The 16,233-nt window shown below is 69.5% G+C and carries 15 protein-coding genes; 12 read left to right on the top strand and 3 right to left on the bottom strand.

Features of this window, described 5'->3' with window-relative positions; translation table 11 throughout:
- From AB0H88_RS04160 to AB0H88_RS04125, 8 genes are all read left to right on the top strand, one after another.
- A complete protein-coding gene (locus tag AB0H88_RS04160) occupies positions 1-1,020 on the top strand; it encodes a molybdopterin cofactor-binding domain-containing protein (protein WP_357641052.1) in 1,020 nt (339 codons plus the stop codon).
- Positions 1,014-1,316, top strand: a complete 303-nt coding sequence (locus AB0H88_RS04155; protein ID WP_357641049.1) for an EthD family reductase — start codon at positions 1,014-1,016, stop codon at positions 1,314-1,316. The genes AB0H88_RS04160 and AB0H88_RS04155 overlap by 7 nt, the downstream gene beginning before the upstream one ends.
- Positions 1,313-2,188: a MoxR family ATPase gene (locus AB0H88_RS04150; protein ID WP_357641047.1), complete on the top strand. Its 876-nt coding sequence runs from the start codon at positions 1,313-1,315 to the stop codon at positions 2,186-2,188. The genes AB0H88_RS04155 and AB0H88_RS04150 overlap by 4 nt, the downstream gene beginning before the upstream one ends.
- Positions 2,181-3,410: a VWA domain-containing protein gene (locus tag AB0H88_RS04145; RefSeq protein ID WP_357641044.1), complete on the top strand. Its 1,230-nt coding sequence runs from the start codon at positions 2,181-2,183 to the stop codon at positions 3,408-3,410. The genes AB0H88_RS04150 and AB0H88_RS04145 overlap by 8 nt, the downstream gene beginning before the upstream one ends.
- Before the next feature lie 17 nt (positions 3,411-3,427).
- Positions 3,428-4,315: an amidohydrolase family protein gene (locus AB0H88_RS04140; protein ID WP_357641041.1), complete on the top strand. Its 888-nt coding sequence runs from the start codon at positions 3,428-3,430 to the stop codon at positions 4,313-4,315.
- A 111-nt stretch (positions 4,316-4,426) separates the two neighbouring features.
- Positions 4,427-6,016, top strand: coding sequence for a protein kinase (locus AB0H88_RS04135; protein ID WP_357641038.1), 1,590 nt, complete (start codon positions 4,427-4,429; stop codon positions 6,014-6,016).
- 110 nt (positions 6,017-6,126) lie between these two features.
- Positions 6,127-7,968, top strand: coding sequence for a glycoside hydrolase family 97 catalytic domain-containing protein (locus tag AB0H88_RS04130; protein WP_357641036.1), 1,842 nt, complete (start codon positions 6,127-6,129; stop codon positions 7,966-7,968).
- A 234-nt stretch (positions 7,969-8,202) separates the two neighbouring features.
- Positions 8,203-8,394, top strand: coding sequence for a twin-arginine translocation signal domain-containing protein (locus AB0H88_RS04125; protein WP_357641034.1), 192 nt, complete (start codon positions 8,203-8,205; stop codon positions 8,392-8,394).
- Here the strand turns inward: AB0H88_RS04125 and AB0H88_RS04120 are convergent.
- The 3 genes from AB0H88_RS04120 to AB0H88_RS04110 form a co-directional block, all read right to left on the bottom strand.
- Positions 8,333-8,800 carry a hypothetical protein gene (locus tag AB0H88_RS04120; RefSeq protein ID WP_357641031.1) on the bottom strand — a complete coding sequence of 156 codons (468 nt, stop codon included), beginning with the start codon at positions 8,798-8,800 and terminating at the stop codon, positions 8,333-8,335. The two genes, AB0H88_RS04125 and AB0H88_RS04120, sit on opposite strands and share 62 nt — an antisense overlap.
- 758 nt (positions 8,801-9,558) lie before the next feature.
- On the bottom strand, positions 9,559-10,359 hold the full coding sequence (locus AB0H88_RS04115; protein WP_357641028.1) for a WbqC family protein: 801 nt from the start codon (positions 10,357-10,359) through the stop codon (positions 9,559-9,561).
- Entirely contained in the window at positions 10,301-12,085 is a 1,785-nt protein-coding gene (locus AB0H88_RS04110) for a YdcF family protein (protein ID WP_357641026.1), read from the bottom strand. Before AB0H88_RS04110 ends, AB0H88_RS04115 begins: the two co-directional genes overlap by 59 nt.
- 157 nt (positions 12,086-12,242) lie before the next feature.
- On the opposite strand from AB0H88_RS04110, the gene AB0H88_RS04105 reads away from it, so the two are divergent.
- From AB0H88_RS04105 to AB0H88_RS04090, 4 genes are all read left to right on the top strand, one after another.
- Positions 12,243-12,731 carry a hypothetical protein gene (locus AB0H88_RS04105; RefSeq protein WP_357641024.1) on the top strand — a complete coding sequence of 163 codons (489 nt, stop codon included), beginning with the start codon at positions 12,243-12,245 and terminating at the stop codon, positions 12,729-12,731.
- A 181-nt stretch (positions 12,732-12,912) separates the two neighbouring features.
- Positions 12,913-13,302 (top strand): hypothetical protein, encoded by a 390-nt coding sequence (locus AB0H88_RS04100; RefSeq protein ID WP_357641021.1) that lies wholly within the window; start codon positions 12,913-12,915, stop codon positions 13,300-13,302.
- 1,396 nt (positions 13,303-14,698) lie between these two features.
- Entirely contained in the window at positions 14,699-15,922 is a 1,224-nt protein-coding gene (gene fxlM, locus AB0H88_RS04095) for a methyltransferase, FxLD system (RefSeq protein WP_357641996.1), read from the top strand.
- A gap of 60 nt (positions 15,923-15,982) precedes the next feature.
- Positions 15,983-16,180, top strand: coding sequence for an FxLD family lanthipeptide (locus AB0H88_RS04090; RefSeq protein WP_357641019.1), 198 nt, complete (start codon positions 15,983-15,985; stop codon positions 16,178-16,180).
- Positions 16,181-16,233: the final 53 nt, after the last annotated feature.

The raw sequence follows: 16,233 nt of genomic DNA, 5'->3' as shown, positions 1-16,233 counted from the left end.
ATGGCGAAGCTGCGCGGGCGCGGATACGCGTCGGTCAACTACCCGACCGGCATGAACCTGGGTGGCGATCCCTCGCAGGCGCTGATCCACGCCACCACCACGGGCACGTTCGTGATCTCGCTGTCCTCGGTGGACCTGGGCCAGGGCATCAAGACGATCGCCGCCCAGTGCGCCGCGGAGACGCTCGGCCTGCCGATCGGGAACGTGCTCGTCGACACCGCCGACACCGACACCGGCCCGCACTGCATGGGTACCTTCGCCAGCCGCGGCACCCACCGCGTCGGCAACGCCGTCATCATGGCCGCGGCCGAGGCGCGCGGCGTGATGCTGGAGGTGGCCGCCGAGGAGTTGGAGGTGGACGCCGCCGACCTGGAGACCGACGGCACCGGCTTCATCAGACTCAAGGGCGCGGAGGAGAAGCGCATCCACATCACGGACCTGGCGCTGGCCGCGCACTTCAAGCACGGGCGGACGATCTCCGGCCGCGGCATCTATCTCAAGGAGCCGAGCGCGCCGGTGCCCGAGACGGGGGAGATGGACCCCGACTCCTGCCAGGCGCACGCGTGCACGGCCGCCGTCGTCGAGGTCGACGACGAGACCGGGGTGGTGGAGGTGCTGGAGCTGTACAACGCGTACGAGATCGGCCGGGCGCTCAACCCGGCCATGGCGACGCAGCAGGTGGAGGGCGGGGCCTGGATGGGCGTGTCGCATGCCCTGTTCGAGACCACCGAGCCCTATTACCCGTCGCGCGAGCACGGCCCGCGCGACTTCGCCGGGTACCTGATGCCCGGCCCCGCCGACATTCCCGTACAGCACAGCCTGTTCCTTGAGCGCCCCGCCGGAAACGGGCCGTACGGCGCGAAGGGGATCGGCGAGATGACGGCGAACGCCCCGATCCCGGCCATCGCCAACGCGATCTTCGACGCCTGCGGCGTGCGCCTGGAGTCGATGCCGTTCACCCCCGAACGCGTCCTGCGCGGGCTCGACGCCCTGCGCCTGAAAGTGGAGGAATCATGCTGAAAGTAGTCTCCCTGCTCAAGCGGGCCGAGGGCCTGTCTCACGAGGAGTTCGCCAAGTGGGTGGTGGAGGACCACGTCGAGTTCGCCAAAAGACTGCCCGGCCTGCGCAAGTACACGGTCAGCGTCACCACCGGCGACGGCGGGGCCTACGACTCGGTGAACGAGCTGTACTTCGACGACGAGGACGCCCGCGCCACCGCGTTCGGCTCCGAGGACGGCAAGGCCGCCGCGGCCGACGCCGCCGCGCACACCTCCCAGCGCGTCCACCTGCTGACCACCGAGCACGCCCAGCTGTGACCGCCGCCGCCGGGCTCTGGCGCGAGCGCGAGCTGGCCGCCGCGCTGGAGGGGGCGGGCTACTTCGCCGACGATGGGCTGTGCACGGCCATCCACCTGGCGTTGCGGCTGGGCCGGCCGCTCCTGCTGGAGGGCGAGCCGGGCGTCGGCAAGACCGAGGTGGCCGCGGTGCTCTCGCGCGTCACCGGCCTGGACCTGATCCGCCTGCAGTGCTTCGAGGGGCTGGACTCCGGCCAGGCGCTGTACGAGTGGGACTATCCCAAGCAACTCCTCCAGGTCCGGGTGGCCGAGAGCCGTGGCCAGGACGTCGGTGACCTGTATCGCGAGGAGTTCCTGCTGCGCCGGCCGCTGCTGCGCGCCGTACAGGCCGAACGGGGGGCGGTGCTGCTGATCGACGAGATCGACCGGGCCGACAGCGAGTTCGAGGCGTTCCTGCTGGAGTTCCTGGGCGACTTCCAGATCACGATCCCGGAGCTGGGCACGGTAAGGGCGCGTACGCCGCCGATCGTGGTGCTGACCTCCAACCGCACGCGCGAGCTGCACGACGCGCTCAAGCGGCGCTGTCTCTACCACTGGATCGCCTTCCCCGAGCCGGACCGCGAGCGGGCGATTCTGCGCGCGGCCGTTCCCGGGCTTGAGGAGCGGGCGGCGGAGGGGCTCGTACGGGCGGTGCAGCGCGTACGCCGGCTGCCGCTGCTCAAGCGGCCCGGCATCGCCGAGTCGGTGGAGTGGGCGCGCGGCGCGCTGGCGCTGGCCGAGGGCGGTAGCCCGTGGCCCGTGGCGCTGCGCCGGGCGCTCGGCCTGCTGATCAAGGACGAGGAGGACACCCGGCTGCTCCTCGGGCACGCGGAGGAGGTGTTCGACGATGCCTGACCCGGTGGCCGCCGGTGGCGGAACCCTCCGGCAGCGAGACGCCGCCGCCGTGCTCGCCGCGGACCATCTGTGGGGGTTCCTGACCGCGCTGCGCGGCGTGGGCGTGCCCGCCGCGCCGACCAAGCGCGCGGACCTGCTGCGGGCGATCGCCGAGTCCCCCCCGCCCGACCTGACCACGCTGTACTGGTACGCCCGGATCACCCTGCTCCAGGACGTGGGCGACCTGCCCGCCTTCGACCGGGTCTTCGACGCCTGGTTCCGGCAGGGCGGCCCCGCGCTCGCCGACCCACCGCCCGAAGGCGACGACGGCGGCGCGCCGTCCCCCGGCGGACCCGGCGAGGAAGACCCGCCGCGTGAGGTACGGCCGGGCGACGGCATCGAGGCCAGCACTCTGAGCACCTACGGCACCCGCGAGTTCGGCCGGACCGGCGAGGGGCGGCACGCGCTCATGCGCACACTCGAAGCCGCCTGGCCCGCCGTACTGCCCGCCACGCCGTCACGGCGGCGCCGCCCGGCCCGGTCGGGGGACCGGCTGGACGTGCGGCACGCGTGGCGGCGCGCCCATCGCCACGACGGGGAGATCATCGAGCTGCGCCGCCTCGGCCGCCCGCCGCGTCCGCGCCGCCTGCTGATCCTGGTCGACGTCTCCGGCTCGCTGCGGCTGCACACCCCGGACCTGCTCCGCGTCGCGCACACCGCGCTGCGCGCGGCCCCGGCCCGTACCGAGGTGTTCACCTTCGGCACCCGGCTCACCCGGATCACCGCCGCGCTGTCGCATCCGCACGCCGACCAGGCGCTGCGGGCCGTGTCGGGGCTGGTCACGGACGCGGACGGCGGCACGGCGATCGGCGCGGCGCTGGCGCGGTTCCTGGGCAACCCGCGCTTCGCGGCCCTGGCCCGCGGCGCGCTCGTGATCGTGCTGTCCGACGGGCTCGAACGCGGCGACTGCACCCCCATGGTGCGCGCCACCGCCCGTCTGTCGCGGCTCGGCCACCGGCTCGTCTGGTGGTCCCCGCTGGCCTGCTCGCCGACCTATCGCCCCGCCACACGCGCCATGGCCGCCCAGCTCCCGAGCCTGGACCACCTCGGCGGGGTAGGCGATCTGCCCACCGCTTTGGAGGAGGTACGCCGCCTCCCCGCCGTCCTGTCCGGCCCCCGCCACACCGCGGCGCGGCGCTGGTCCACCCCGCGACCCCTGGGAGCCGAGTTTTGGACGGATTAGATTTGGACGGATCAGATTTGGACGGAATCGTGGACGCGCACCACCACATCTGGCGGGCCGCCGACCTGCCCTGGCTCCAGGGGGAGATGATCCCGCGCATCTTCGGCCCGTATGAGCCGATCCGCCGCGACTACCCCGCTTCCGAGTACGCCGGGGAGGCCACCGCCTGCGGCATCACCTCGGCGGTCTACGTGCAGGCCAACTGGCCGCTCGACCGCTCCGTGGACGAGGTGCGGTGGCTGCGCGACGTACACGCCGAGACCGGCTGGCCCACCGCGGTGGTGGGTTCGGCCGACCTGTTCGACGAGGGCGCGGCCGACGTCCTGCGCCGGCAGGCCGCCGTGACCCCGCTCGTCCGCGGCACCCGGCTGCAACTGCACTGGCACGAACGACCGGAGTTCCGCTTCGCCGCCGCCCCCGACCGCATGAGGGACCCGGTCTTCCGGCGCAACATCGGCGCGCTCGCCGACCTGGGCTGGCTGTTCGAGCTGCAGGTGTTCCCCGCCCAGATGGCGGACGCCGCGGCTCTCGTGTCCGACTTCCCGGACGTGACGTTCGTGCTGGTCCACGCCGGAATGCTGGTCGGGGCCGAGCCGCCGGCCGTCGCGGAGTGGACCCGTGGCCTGAGCTTGCTGGGCGAGCGGCCGAACGTCGTGGTGAAGCTCACCGGCCAGGGCACCTTCGTGCACCGCGTGGACCGGTCGTTGATCGAGCGGGTGGCGGGCACGTGCCTGGAGCTGTTCGGCTCCGGTCGCTGTATGTGGGGCAGCAACTTCCCGATCGAGAAGCTCTGGACCGACCTGCCCACCCTGCTTTCTACGTGGCAGGACGTGCTCTCGGGCCGATCGGCTGAGGAGATCCGGGACGTGTTCGCCGCGACGGCAACTCGGGTCTACCGCCTCTGACTGACTACAACGACGCCCGCGGTGGAGATCGCGTAACGTACCTGAAAATCGGGATCTATCCCGTTAAGGTGCGTTGGGTCCGTTCCGGCCGTCACAGGAGTCACCCCACTCATGCCGAATGCCGAACCGCTGCGCCCCGGCGACCCCGAGGCGATCGCGGCCTACCGGATCGTCGGGCGTCTCGGCGAGGGCGGCCAGGGCATCGTCTACCTCGGTCAGGCCCCGGACGGGCGGCCGGTGGCCGTCAAGGTGCTGCGGCAGTCCGTCGGCGGCGACGACCGCTTCGCCAAGGAGATCGCCGCGGCCCGGCGCGTGGAGCCGTTCTGCATCGCCCAGGTGCTCGACGCGTCGATGGGCGGACGTCCGTACATCGTCAGCGAGTACGTCGAAGGCCCCTCCCTGCGGCAGGCGGGCCGCCATGGCGGCGGCGACCTGCAGCGCCTGGCGGTCAGCACCGCCACAGCGCTGACCGCCATCCACCAGGCGGGCATCGTGCACCGCGACTTCAAGCCCGCCAACGTGCTGCTCGGCCGGGACGGACCGCGCGTCGTCGACTTCGGCCTCGCCCGCGTCGCCGACTCCGCCGTCACCGTCACCAGCAGCGTCGTCGGGACGCCCGCGTACATGGCCCCCGAGCAGCTCGCCGGCGCGTACGTCGGCCCGGCGGCGGACGTCTTCGCCTGGGCTTCGGTCATGGTGTACGCGGCGACGGGCACGCCGCCGTTCGGCGAGGATTCGCTGCCCGCGGTCATCAACCGCATCCTGAGCCAGGAGCCGTTCCTGGGCGACCTGCCTGAGCCGCTGCGCTCGGTCGTGTACACCTGCCTGGCCAAGGACCCGGCCGCCCGCCCACGGATGCAGGACGTCCTGCTGCGCCTGCTCGGCGGGACCAACAGCGGCAGAAACCAGCACATGCCGCCAGCGGCTCAGTCCACCCCTCCCGGCTCCGGGTACGCCCCTCCCAGCCTGGGGCACGCTCCGGCCGGTGGCGGTCAGCGTCCACGCCGTCGCTTTCCGCTGGTCGCGGGCGTCTCCGGAGCGGTTGCCGTGTGCTTGGCGGCCGGCGTCATCATCTGGAAAGGCCCGCTGAACGGAGGCCAAGCCCTCTCGGCTCTGGCCGCGAACTCCAGCGAGGCATCCCCCTCCGCCACTACGTCCAAGCACAAAAAGACCGCAGCGCCCAAGAAACCGCAGACCTCACCGATCACTCCCAAGCCCACGCACTCGCGCCGCACCCCCGAGCCGTCGCAGGAGCGCACGCCCGTCCGCCCCACCCCCAAGAGCACCCCTAAGAGCACGCCCAGGAACACGCCCACGAGCACGGCGACGAAGAAACCGGCGACAACGCGACCGTCGCCGACCGCGAGCAAGAGGACCAAGGCCGCCTCCTTCAGCCTCGCCTACGTGCGGGTCGCCGGCTCGTCGAAGATCAACGACGCGGGCGTCACCTGCTACAGGGGCTCGTTGGGCTTCGGCGTCGGCATCGACTCCTCCGAGATGGGAGCCGCGTTCTCCTACCAGTGGCTCGTCGACGGCCAGGTGATCGAGAGCGGCTCCAGGCGGATCCCGTCCTACGGCCGAAGCGACTATTTCGGCTCGAAGAAGCAGATCACCCCCGAGCTCGGTTCGAAGCACACGGTCGTCTTCCAGCTCACCTCGCCGACCCAGCGCTCCAAGTCGACCTCATGGACCATGTGCTGACCCACAGCCCTCAAAGGCACCACGACGCCACCGCTGGACAATTCAATTCTTGAGGAAGTTAATTACCAGTACAATCGGTTGCACACCCCAGCCCTCTCGGGAGGCACCAGTTGCACTGGGTCATCACCGGCACACTGCTCGCCGGATTGCTCACCGTTCCCGCCGCCACCGCCCCTACCGACACCTGGACCGTCAAGGCCCCCACAGGTGGGCCCGTCGCCACCGTCCACCTCGACCCGCAGGGCCGCCCGTCCGTGGCCGTGTCGCGGGACGGCGCGACCGTACTTGAACCCAGCCCGGTCGGCCTCACCACGGAACAGGCCGACCTCACCACCGGCCTGAGCCTGACCGGCCGCTCCGGCCGCGTGGTCGTCGAGAAGTACACCACCACGGCCGGCAAGCGCCTCAACCGCCTGTCCGTGATGAACGAGACCCGCTTCCGCTTCAGCCGCGCAGATGCCAAGCTCGACCTGGTCGTCAGGGCCGCCCGCGACGGCGTCGCCTACCGCTACGAGCTGCCCGGCGCGGGCGCCGTCCTCAGCGAGGCATCGGCGTTCGCCGTCCCCGCCGGGTCCACCGCCTGGCTGGCCGGATATCGCCGCGACTACGAGAACCCGTTCATCCAGTACGCCGACGTCCCCCCGGCCGAGTACCAGATGCCCGCCCTGTTCGGGATCGGCCGCAACCACCTCCTGCTGGCCGAGTCGGCGCTGAACGGCTCCTACACCGGTCCTCGCCTGGTCCGCGACCAGGACACCTACAAGATCGCCCTCTGGGACGCGCGGGTCCCCTACGACCACGGCCTGACCACGCCCTGGCGGGTCATGGTGACCGGCGACCTCGCGACCGTCACCGAGTCCACCCTCGTCGACGACCTCGCCCCCGGATCCCAGGTCGCCGACACCTCGTGGATCAAGCCGGGCAAGGTGCTGTGGAGCTGGCTGGCCGGCGGCCGGAGCGTGCAGCAGAGCCTTGAGCGTCAGAAGGAGTTCGTCGACTACGCCGCGCGGCACCGCTGGCCGTACGTGCTGGTGGACGCCGGCTGGTACGACGATCCGGTCACCGGCGAGCGGGCCTGGACGGATCGGACGGCCGAGTTCACCTGGATCCCCGAGCTCGTCGAGTACGGCAAGGCGCGCGGAGTCGGCATCATGACCTGGCTGCGATTCTCCGACTTCGACACCCACGACAAGCGCGTCCAGCGCTTCGGACTGCTGCACCAATGGGGTGTCAAGGGTGTCAAGCTGGACTTCATCGACTCCGAGGCGCAGGAGCGGCTGCAGTGGTACGACGGGACGCTGCGCGACCTGGCCGACAACCAGCTCATGGTCAACTTCCACGGCTCGACCGTGCCCAAGGGGATCAACCGCACCTGGCCCCAGGTGATGAGCATGGAAGGAGTGCACGGCGCGGAGAAGTCGTCGAACCTGACCACCAGCCACCTGGCGGCCCTGCCGTACACCAGGAACGAGATCGGCTCGATGGACTACACGCCGATGGCCTTCCAGCGCCCCGGCCGGCCCACCTCCGACGCGCACGAGCTGGCGCTGTCGGTGGTGTTCGAGTCGGGGCTGGAGAACCTGGCCGGGTCGCTTGAGGCCTACCAGGCACGGCCAGAGGCTGAGCGCTTCCTCGGCCAGGTGTCCACGGTGTGGGACGAGACGCGACTGCTGTCCGGGAAGCCGGCCGACCACACGGTGATGGCCCGGCGCAGCGGCGACCGCTGGTTCATCGGCGCCGGAGTCTCCGGGGCGGCCCGGACGCTGCAGGTGCCGACGGGCTTCCTGCGGGGTCGGTGGCTGGTTGAGGTGACCGGGGACGGCGCCGACGGGCTGGTCCGTGAGGCGCACGTGGTGAACGGCGGCACGCTGCCGGTGGAGGTCAAGGCGGAGGGCGGGTTCGCCGCCATCGCCTGCCGCTGGCGCCCCGGCCTGACGACCTGCGCCCGCTGAGGCCGAGGAAACAGCACGGGCACCCCGGCCGATGTGCCCGCTGAGGAAACAGCGGCCAGGGACGCGGGCACCCAAGCCCGCGTCCCTGGCCGACCATGAACACGCTTCAGTAGTTCGGCAAGCGGTTGCAGAAGCCAGAAACTCGGACCTTTACCGAGCCTTGACCGCACGCCACGCCGAAAATACCGTCATGGTGCCTAACACCTCCGATCTATTCACGATGAGGGGCACCCTATGGATCGGCGAGACCTGCTGAAGGCCGGGGGCGTCCTGGCCGGGAGCGCACTGCTGGCCGGCGGCTTACCCGGACCGTGGAGACCGCCCACTGCCGGTGCCGCCTGCGTTGGATCATCTCTCCTGGCAGTTAGCGGACGTTCGTCGAATCTCGATTCTCCCGTGCCGACTCCTCCTCAGCAGTGTTGGTAGTTTCTCCTTGCGCGTCGCGCGTCTGAGTCGTCATGGAATGCAGGAGATCTGCCACGACGGTGGCTCTCTGGGCCTCAGGGAGAACGCCCACGGCGTTGAGGAATCTCTCGGCTGCGAGATATCGGGAGAATTCCAACGGCTGGTTGAAGTAGGCCCGCAGGTGCAGAGCTGAGGATTCTTGGGAGCGAATGAAGGTCCGGCTGATGTAGGCGCCGAAGGCGGCTGAGGCAGTGCCGAGCACCCCCGTCACGACGGTCGCGGACAGGGTGGACGCGTTTAGGGCAAAGTAGCCCAACACCCCGAGTTCAATGAATCCGGCGGCCATGGCCACCTGCGCCATCCAGAAGCTTCGGCGGGCTTGGCTTGTCGCGATCTGGTGGTAGTAGTCGAGTCGCTTGTGGGTCACGTCCCACAAAGCTGGTAGTGCTAGAGGATCTTCTGATTCTGCAAGCGCAGCCTCAGCGTCCCGTAACACCTCGCCTGCGTCTGCTCTCTGTTCCCACCGAAGCTCTCGCCTGTAGAACTGGGCGACCAACGTGCCAATGAATGGTAAGCCAAGCACCCATAGGTTTCCGAAAACCCATTGCCTTACTACGTGGTTGAGCAGAAGAACCGCAGCCATCGGAGGGGTGAAGAAGGCGATGGCGCGGAGTATTCGGCCTCTGTCATGCCAGAAGCCACGCGAACTGGCCGTCGAGCTGGAGGCAGGGCTCGGCTGATCGGCTTGGCCGCCCGATGGCTCTTGGGAATCCATGGCAGAAAGATAAGCTCCGCTTTCACGAACCGGAGGCGGTCTGCCTAATTCGCCCGACCGCCTTGCCCTGTGATCGAGGCGACGTTAAGACCCTGACTCGGCATCCTGCGCCCTCGCCCGCCACACTGAACGGGCGGACCCCGATCCGATGTCAGCTGCTGACCGCTGGGCCGCCGTTCCGCTGACCTCGGTGTCAGCCATCGCCCGCCATGGGCGCTGGTCGGAGAAGTCGCCAGTGGTCCACAGGCACATTCGGGCGGTCGACAACCCGATGTGCGGGGGTAGGACGCTGAGATCGCCCAAGGGAGGCGCACACCTGCGGTGCGGTAAAACAGGATCTTGCCCTGGCGGCGGTGGGCCCAGCGCAGTATGCGAGCTGATATCGGAAGCGATGAGGTCGCGTACTCGGGCTAGCAGCCAGGCCGGGGATCGCTTTCCAAAACCCGTCCGCGCAGACCCTCCAGCTCTCGCCGCAGTGCACATGATCCGACCAGCATCAAGGCATGTACGGCGCTCACTTCCCGGGCGGCTGCCCATATGCCCGATCCGGGGGTCTGGAACGGAAGAACCTCGATCGAGTGGACCCGAAAAGCGGCTGGCGCCAGGTATCGCATACCTCCGGTCCCGCACAGATAGGTCGCGGCGCCTGTCAGCCAGGCCAGGTCGGCCAGCCGCTGCGAGCGCTCACCACGCGCGAGCAGATCACTGCTGTGCAGGATCCGTCCCCGCCACCCGACTTCCTCCAGCAGCAGGCGCGTGGACAGCTCCGTCACGTCCGCCAGCCGATCCGTACGCGCGAACGCGGCGAGCACGGGTTCGAGCCGCCGCTTGAACGGCGGCCAGTGAGGGCTGTGCCGGTAGTGGTCAGCGAGAAGTTGGACGACGCGGCGGCGGCAGCGGGCGGGATCGGCCAGGCGCGCTCCGCGGATGGTGGTGGAGCGGCCATGCGGCAGATGGGCGGCGATCGACAGCCACTGCGGCTGTCCCGAACCGTCGAGCGAGGCGAGGCGTGCGCGGTGCTGGTAGTCCCTGCGGGCGAACTGCACGTCGTCCAGGACGATCCAGTAGTCGGCGGTGAACAGCTTCGCCAAGGTGGTCAGCCGTGGGAAGAGGTTGGGCTGGTGGATGGCACACACCTCGCCGTACGGCAGGTCAGGGCATAAGGAGCCTGCTGTCGAATCCGGCGCGGAGGAGAGCCTGGTAGGCGTCATGGACCTCTCCTGGGACGGGTTGCTCGATGGCGTAGCCGAGCTTGGGGTACTCGATCACGCGCTGGAGGTCGCCGACGAGCATGTCGATGACCAACTTCGGATCGCCGATCGAGCTGACGTAGTTGTCCAGCTCAAGCGGCTCGGAGGCGCACACCACCTCCACCTCGGGCCACATCTTCCGCGCCGTGGCGTACGCCCGGCGCTCCATGTACGGCTTGGAGATCAGGAGCACCGAACCAGGCTGGAGACCCGCGTCGGCCAGTACCTGGCGGGACAGGCCGATGTTCTGGCCGGTGTTGGTCGCGTTCGGCTCCAGCAGGATCGCCTCGTCGGGCACGCCGAGTTCCAGCGCGTGCTCGCGGTAGTGGACGGCCTCGCCCCGGGGGAAGCGAGCCGCGGTGGTGGGGCTGGTGGCGCCCGAGAAGACGAGCAGCGGGAACCGCCCGGCGTGATACAGCTCAGCCGCCGCACGCGCGACCCCGAGATCATGGCTGCCTAGGCCGATGGCCACATCGCACCGGCGCAGATCGTGATGCATCTGGTGGTAGTCCCAGATCGCGCGGGCGTGCCCCCACTGCTCGTCGGTGATGACCTGCTGCTTGACGCTCACTCGGCTGCTCCCTGATCGCCGTGGCAGAAGGAGACGGCTCTCCCCCTGCATGGTCCGCTGGATGCCCTCGATGCTGCGCAGTTGGTGCGCGAGCCCGTGCTGCGCAGCCTCGCGTGCGGCGCGGTCGAGGATCATCAGCCCATCATCCACGGTGGCCCGGTCGGAAAGCAGGATGTGCCCGTAAGCCGTCTCCAATCGGACCCGCTGCATGGGCGCATCGGTCACGGCGGTGGCGCGGGCGAGGTCGATCAGCCGTAGCGCCTCCGAGAGGTTGCCGGTGCCGCGGTGAGCCAGGGCGAGTTTCTGGTGCGCGACGGACCAGTCCTCGGGTTCACCGAGGCTCTCGAACTCGCGGATGGCGGTCGTCATCAGGCGGGCGGCGTAGTCGTTCTTGTCGTTCTTGCTCAGGGCGGTCCCGACCCACAGCCGGGCTCGCGTCCGGTCGCGTGGTGAGAGGCGGTCATCCACCGCCAGTGCCTCATACTCCCGGGCTGCCTCGTCCAACCGGCCCGACATCTCGGCGACCACCGCCAGCGAAAGGTCTAGCTGGGCGATGCGGCGGGGGATGTCGATCTGGCTGTAGATCGAGCGAGCGTTGAGGTAGGAGCGGCGGGCGGACAGGGGGCCGGCGACTGCGCCTTGGTCGCGTTGGAGGTCGCCGAGCAGTGTCGTGGATCGTGCGAACAGGTACAGGCCCTTGTCGTCCAGGACGTGTGGGTCGTAGCGGGTGAGCCATCGGTTCAGCAGGTCGGCGGCGTAGCTGAAGCTTTGGCGGCTAAGGGCGACCACGGCCCGGTCAAGGTCGTCGGTCCATGTCTCGTAGTCCCAGGCCCGTGGTCCCACGCGTGTGACTCGCAGCCCTTGGTCCACGTCCTGGCCGAGTTCCAGGAGTAGGGTCTCGAACCGCAGGTGGGTCGCCGAGTTCCCGCGAGCGAGTGCGGTGTCCAGGATGGCCTGGGTGTCGGGGCGTGGCCGAGTGGCGGGGCCGAGGTGGTCCCACTTCGCCACGGTGCGGGGAGCCACGCCGAGGTGCTGGGCGAACGCCCGCACGCTCATCCGCAAGGCAAGACGAAGTGCATGCGCTTCGAGCCCGGTCCACTCATGCACGGTCGTCACGTCGCTGCTCCCTTCCACGGCCATGGAAGCACGCAGCGGTACTGAGGACCTACGGAAGTGCAACGGAAGTGCGACAGCGGGTCGTATCCAGCCGGGCCGGAGCTGGTCATGCTCGAAGTGCGGGCCATCAGCCCCGACCACGGTAAGGACGGCTATCTTGTGGATACTCACCGAACAACACGAAGTGGACGGCCCGATCGTCTACGGGTACCTGCGGCTGCATCGCTCGACAACCGAGCGGCAAGCAGCGCTGACGGTGGCCCTTGCCCAATACTGCGAGCAGCACGAATTGCAGCTCTGCGGCATCTTCACCGATCGAGGTACCGAATCGGCGCACGCCCCGGCATTCGCCGGGCTGCTGGATGTCCTTCTCCTGTCCAACGTCTACGGGGTGGTCCTACCCACTGCGCACCACCTGGGCGGGAAGCACATCGCCGTTCGGCGGCGAGAACAGCTCAACGCGATCGGGGCGCGGCTGCTGTTCGTGCGTGGAGCTCTCCGTACGGCCGCCTCCTCCGCCAACTGGGACATTCATAACCCGGGCGTCATCCGGACCATCGACCGCGCTGAGGAGATGTCACGGCGTCCCGACCCGGACGTGCCGCATTTCCTCATCGACCTGGCGGACACCCCGCAGAGCGGCTGAGCCGGGCATAGCAGCCACCAGTCACAAAGACAGGCGTGCGGCACGCTGTGCTGCCACGCCGAGCGCGGGCGGCCCGGTGTAGTCGTCCCCGTCGCACCGCGCTTTTCCGGCGCAGGCCGGGGTCGGTCGCCTATCGCCCGGCCTGCGCCATCACATCGTCCCTGCTCTCGAGGAGGAACCCATGCGGGCCAGTGAGGCCGAGGCCGCTGCCGATGCGGTAGCGAGGAGGCAGGTAGCCGACCTTCAGCGTCGTGCCCGTGGCATGACGGTGGACAAGACCACCGAGGAGCTGAGCGACGAGAAGGCCCGGGTCCTGGCCGCGCAGTCGCAGGAGTCGTGGGGCGGCCGCTGGCAGGTGATGTGGGAGCCCTGGGGCCGCCGGTTCCGCGCGTTCCCCGCCTACGCGATGGACGTCAACACCCCGGTAGAGGGTCGCAGCCTCCGCGAGCTGCGGCGCAACGTCATCAACGTCGACCAGGTGTTGCTGGAGGCGATGGTCGAAGCCATCCCGGCGCACCCGCCCAAGGTCGTCCACCTACCCTCCGGCTTCCTCCAGGAGGTGTTCGGGTGAACAAGCGAGACGTGACAGCCAGGCAGGCGATCCCGTGCGCAGACGGGAATCCAACGCCACGTCTCAGCGCGGTCCGGCAGGCGGAGAGGGCTACCTCATTGGACGGCTGCGCACTCCGGCGCGGGCCAGGTCCCGAATCCAAGCGCCGTCAGACTGACCCGCGCCGCCTCAGCTCACCGGCCAAGACTCGGCCCCATCCAGTTGCGGGCGGTGAGAACCACCTCAGTGCCGTCCCCATCCCTGCGCGAGCCTGGCAGTCCGCCAGCAGGACGGCCGGGGCGAGAAAGACGGGCATCGCAGCCCTGCGCCCGCCGTCTTCCTCGCCCCTACTCACAGGGCGGACAACGTCCTACTGCACCAAAGGTCGACGCCGATGGACTCCATCATGCTCGCCATGCTCCGCATCGGTATCCCGCACCATGCGCCCGTCCCGGCCGGCTACGAGACTGCGCCGCCGGTTACCGCTCGATCGGCACCGTCCCAGGCCAGATCGAGCGCGGAGACAGCAGATGACACCACGAGCCCGCCCATCGCGCCGGGGTAAACCCGACGCGGCCCGGCCCGCCGAGTGGCAGCCCTACGCCCCGAATGGCAGCGTCCTGCGGTCCAGAGTCATGTCTTGCTGCGGCCTGTACGAGCTTGCGTCGGAGGGCGGCCAATACGTGGTGCTGCGCCAGGCCGCTGACGGCTACGAGGAGATCGGACGTGGCGTTCACCAAGCCGCGGTCACGGTTTACGTGGCTCTCGTGGAGGAGCATCGTGGAGAGCATCGGCGCCGGGGAGAAGTACCGGAGTACGACGCTCTCCTCGACGGCGCCGGTGCGGTGGATGCGTCATGACGAGCCCGCGACGTTCCTTCCCGCTGAGGGCCGACGACCATCGCCCTGATCCGACCCACGGCGGTTCCGCCTCGGCGAGCCCGGTCGGGGCGACGAAAGGCCGTGGAATGGCGTCCCCCCGCCGCCGTTCCACGGCCGCCCCATCGCAGCCGCGTGATCGGGGGGATCCCGGAGGATCCACATGGACCTTGTCTTGCTCGTTTACGGAGACCCCTGGGCGCCCGACCTACCAGCCGACGCCACCCTCCGTCCCGGGCTCGTGCGGCCGTTCATCGTTGCGGGACTGGTGCTGCTGCTGGTGTTCGGCGGCGCGAGGACTGTCGCGGGCAGCGTCCCGTTCTGCTGCTCACGCAGGCCGTCATCCGCGTGGGTGCGTGGTCGACCGAGACGCGCTGGACGGCAGCCTTGCCCCCAGGGGACGGCGCATCCCAGCGCCCGGCGTGTCCAGTGGACAGCGATTACCGGCCCCGGCCAGCGTGAACCCCGCCCCACCGACCCCTCCGTGAAGCCCCCGCCCGACCAGAAGACGAACAACAAGGAGATCACCGGTGAGTGACATGAACATCGACGAGGCTCGGGCCGCTGAACTGAGGGACAAGCTCGCCGACGAACTCAAGACGGCGGGGTACATCAAATCAGCCCCGGTCGAAGCGGCGTTCCGCACGGTGTCACGGCACGCGTTCGTGCCGGCCGACACCCCGCTGGACGTTACCTACCACGTCGATAGCGCGGTGGTGACCAAGAGGGATGAGCACGGCATCGCCATCTCCTCCGTCAGCGCGGCGTACATCCAGGTGGCGATGATCGAGCAGGCCGAACTGGAGCCGGGCATGACCGTGCTGGAAATCGGCAGCGGTGGTGTAAACGCCGCGATGATCGCCGAAATCGTCGGAGCGGACGGGCACGTGGTCAGCGTCGATATTGATGAGGCGGTGGCCGAGCGCGCCGCCGAGCTCCTGGACGCCAACGGGTACGCGGACCGGGTCAGCGTGATGGCGGTCGACGCTGAGCACGAGATCCCCACGTTCGAGCAGTTCGACGCGACCATTGTGACGGTCGGCGCGTGGGACCTGTCTCCGGCCTGGCTGCGCCAGTTGGCCCCTGACGGCACGCTCGTGGTGCCGATGCGGATGAACGGCGTCAGCCGCTCCATCGCATTCCGCCGCACGAACGATCACCTGGCCAGTACGTCCGCCGTGGTGTGCGGCTTCGTGCCGATGCAGGGAGCCGGTCGGCACATCGACCGGGAGTTCCGGCTGCCCGACGCGAACGGCCACGCGGTCGCGCTCCGGTTCGACGACGGGGCGCCAGACGATCCCGCACTGTTGGACGGCGTCTTGGCCAGCGAGCGCAGCGAGGTGTGGTCCGGCGTCACGATCAAGCACGGCGTGTCGTTCGCCGACCTTCACCTGTGGTTCGCGAGCTTCCTGCCCGGCTTCTGCCGGCTGGCGGTCGACGAGGGGACCGAGTTGGCCCAGGAGCGCAAGTCGTGGTTCCCGTTCGCCGGCGTGCGCGGCGACTCCTTCGCCTACCTGTCGGTGCGGCCCGCACTGGAAGGCGCAGGCGCGGAGTTCGGCGCCCGCGCCTACGGGCCGCACGGCCAGGAGGCGGCAACCGCGATGGTCGAACAGATCCGGGCGTGGGACGAGCAAGCCAGGAACCGGCCGGAGCCCACGTTCGCCTACTGGCCCACCGGCTACACCCCCGCCGACCTGCCCGAGGGTACGGCGGCCCTCCACAAGACCCACGGTCTTGTCACGATCTCCTGGCCCACCGGCTGATCGGCAGGTCAGACGGGCCAGGATGCCCCACGCCCAACCCGATGTGAGGAGTGTGAACCGATGGCTCCAACGCTGACCCTCGACGCCACCGACGTCCTGAACCCCGCAGACCTCGTGGCCGACGAGGAGTTCGAGCTGGACATGCGCGTCGTGGAAGCGGCAACGCCGCTGGTGATCATGATGTGCGACACCAGCGACGGGTGCGGCACCTCGTGCAGCACCAGCGCGTGCACCACCAGCTCCAACGACCCTTCCTGAACCACTCTCTGCCGCCGGCGCCCACGATCCCGTGTGGGCGCCGACCGCGCGGC

It is taken from the genome of Nonomuraea sp. NPDC050680 (assembly GCF_040654555.1).
In the GTDB taxonomy this organism is placed as follows: Bacteria; Actinomycetota; Actinomycetes; order Streptosporangiales; family Streptosporangiaceae; genus Nonomuraea.
Note: the sequence above shows the minus strand (reverse complement) of the source record. Positions and strands in the feature narration are given on the sequence as shown.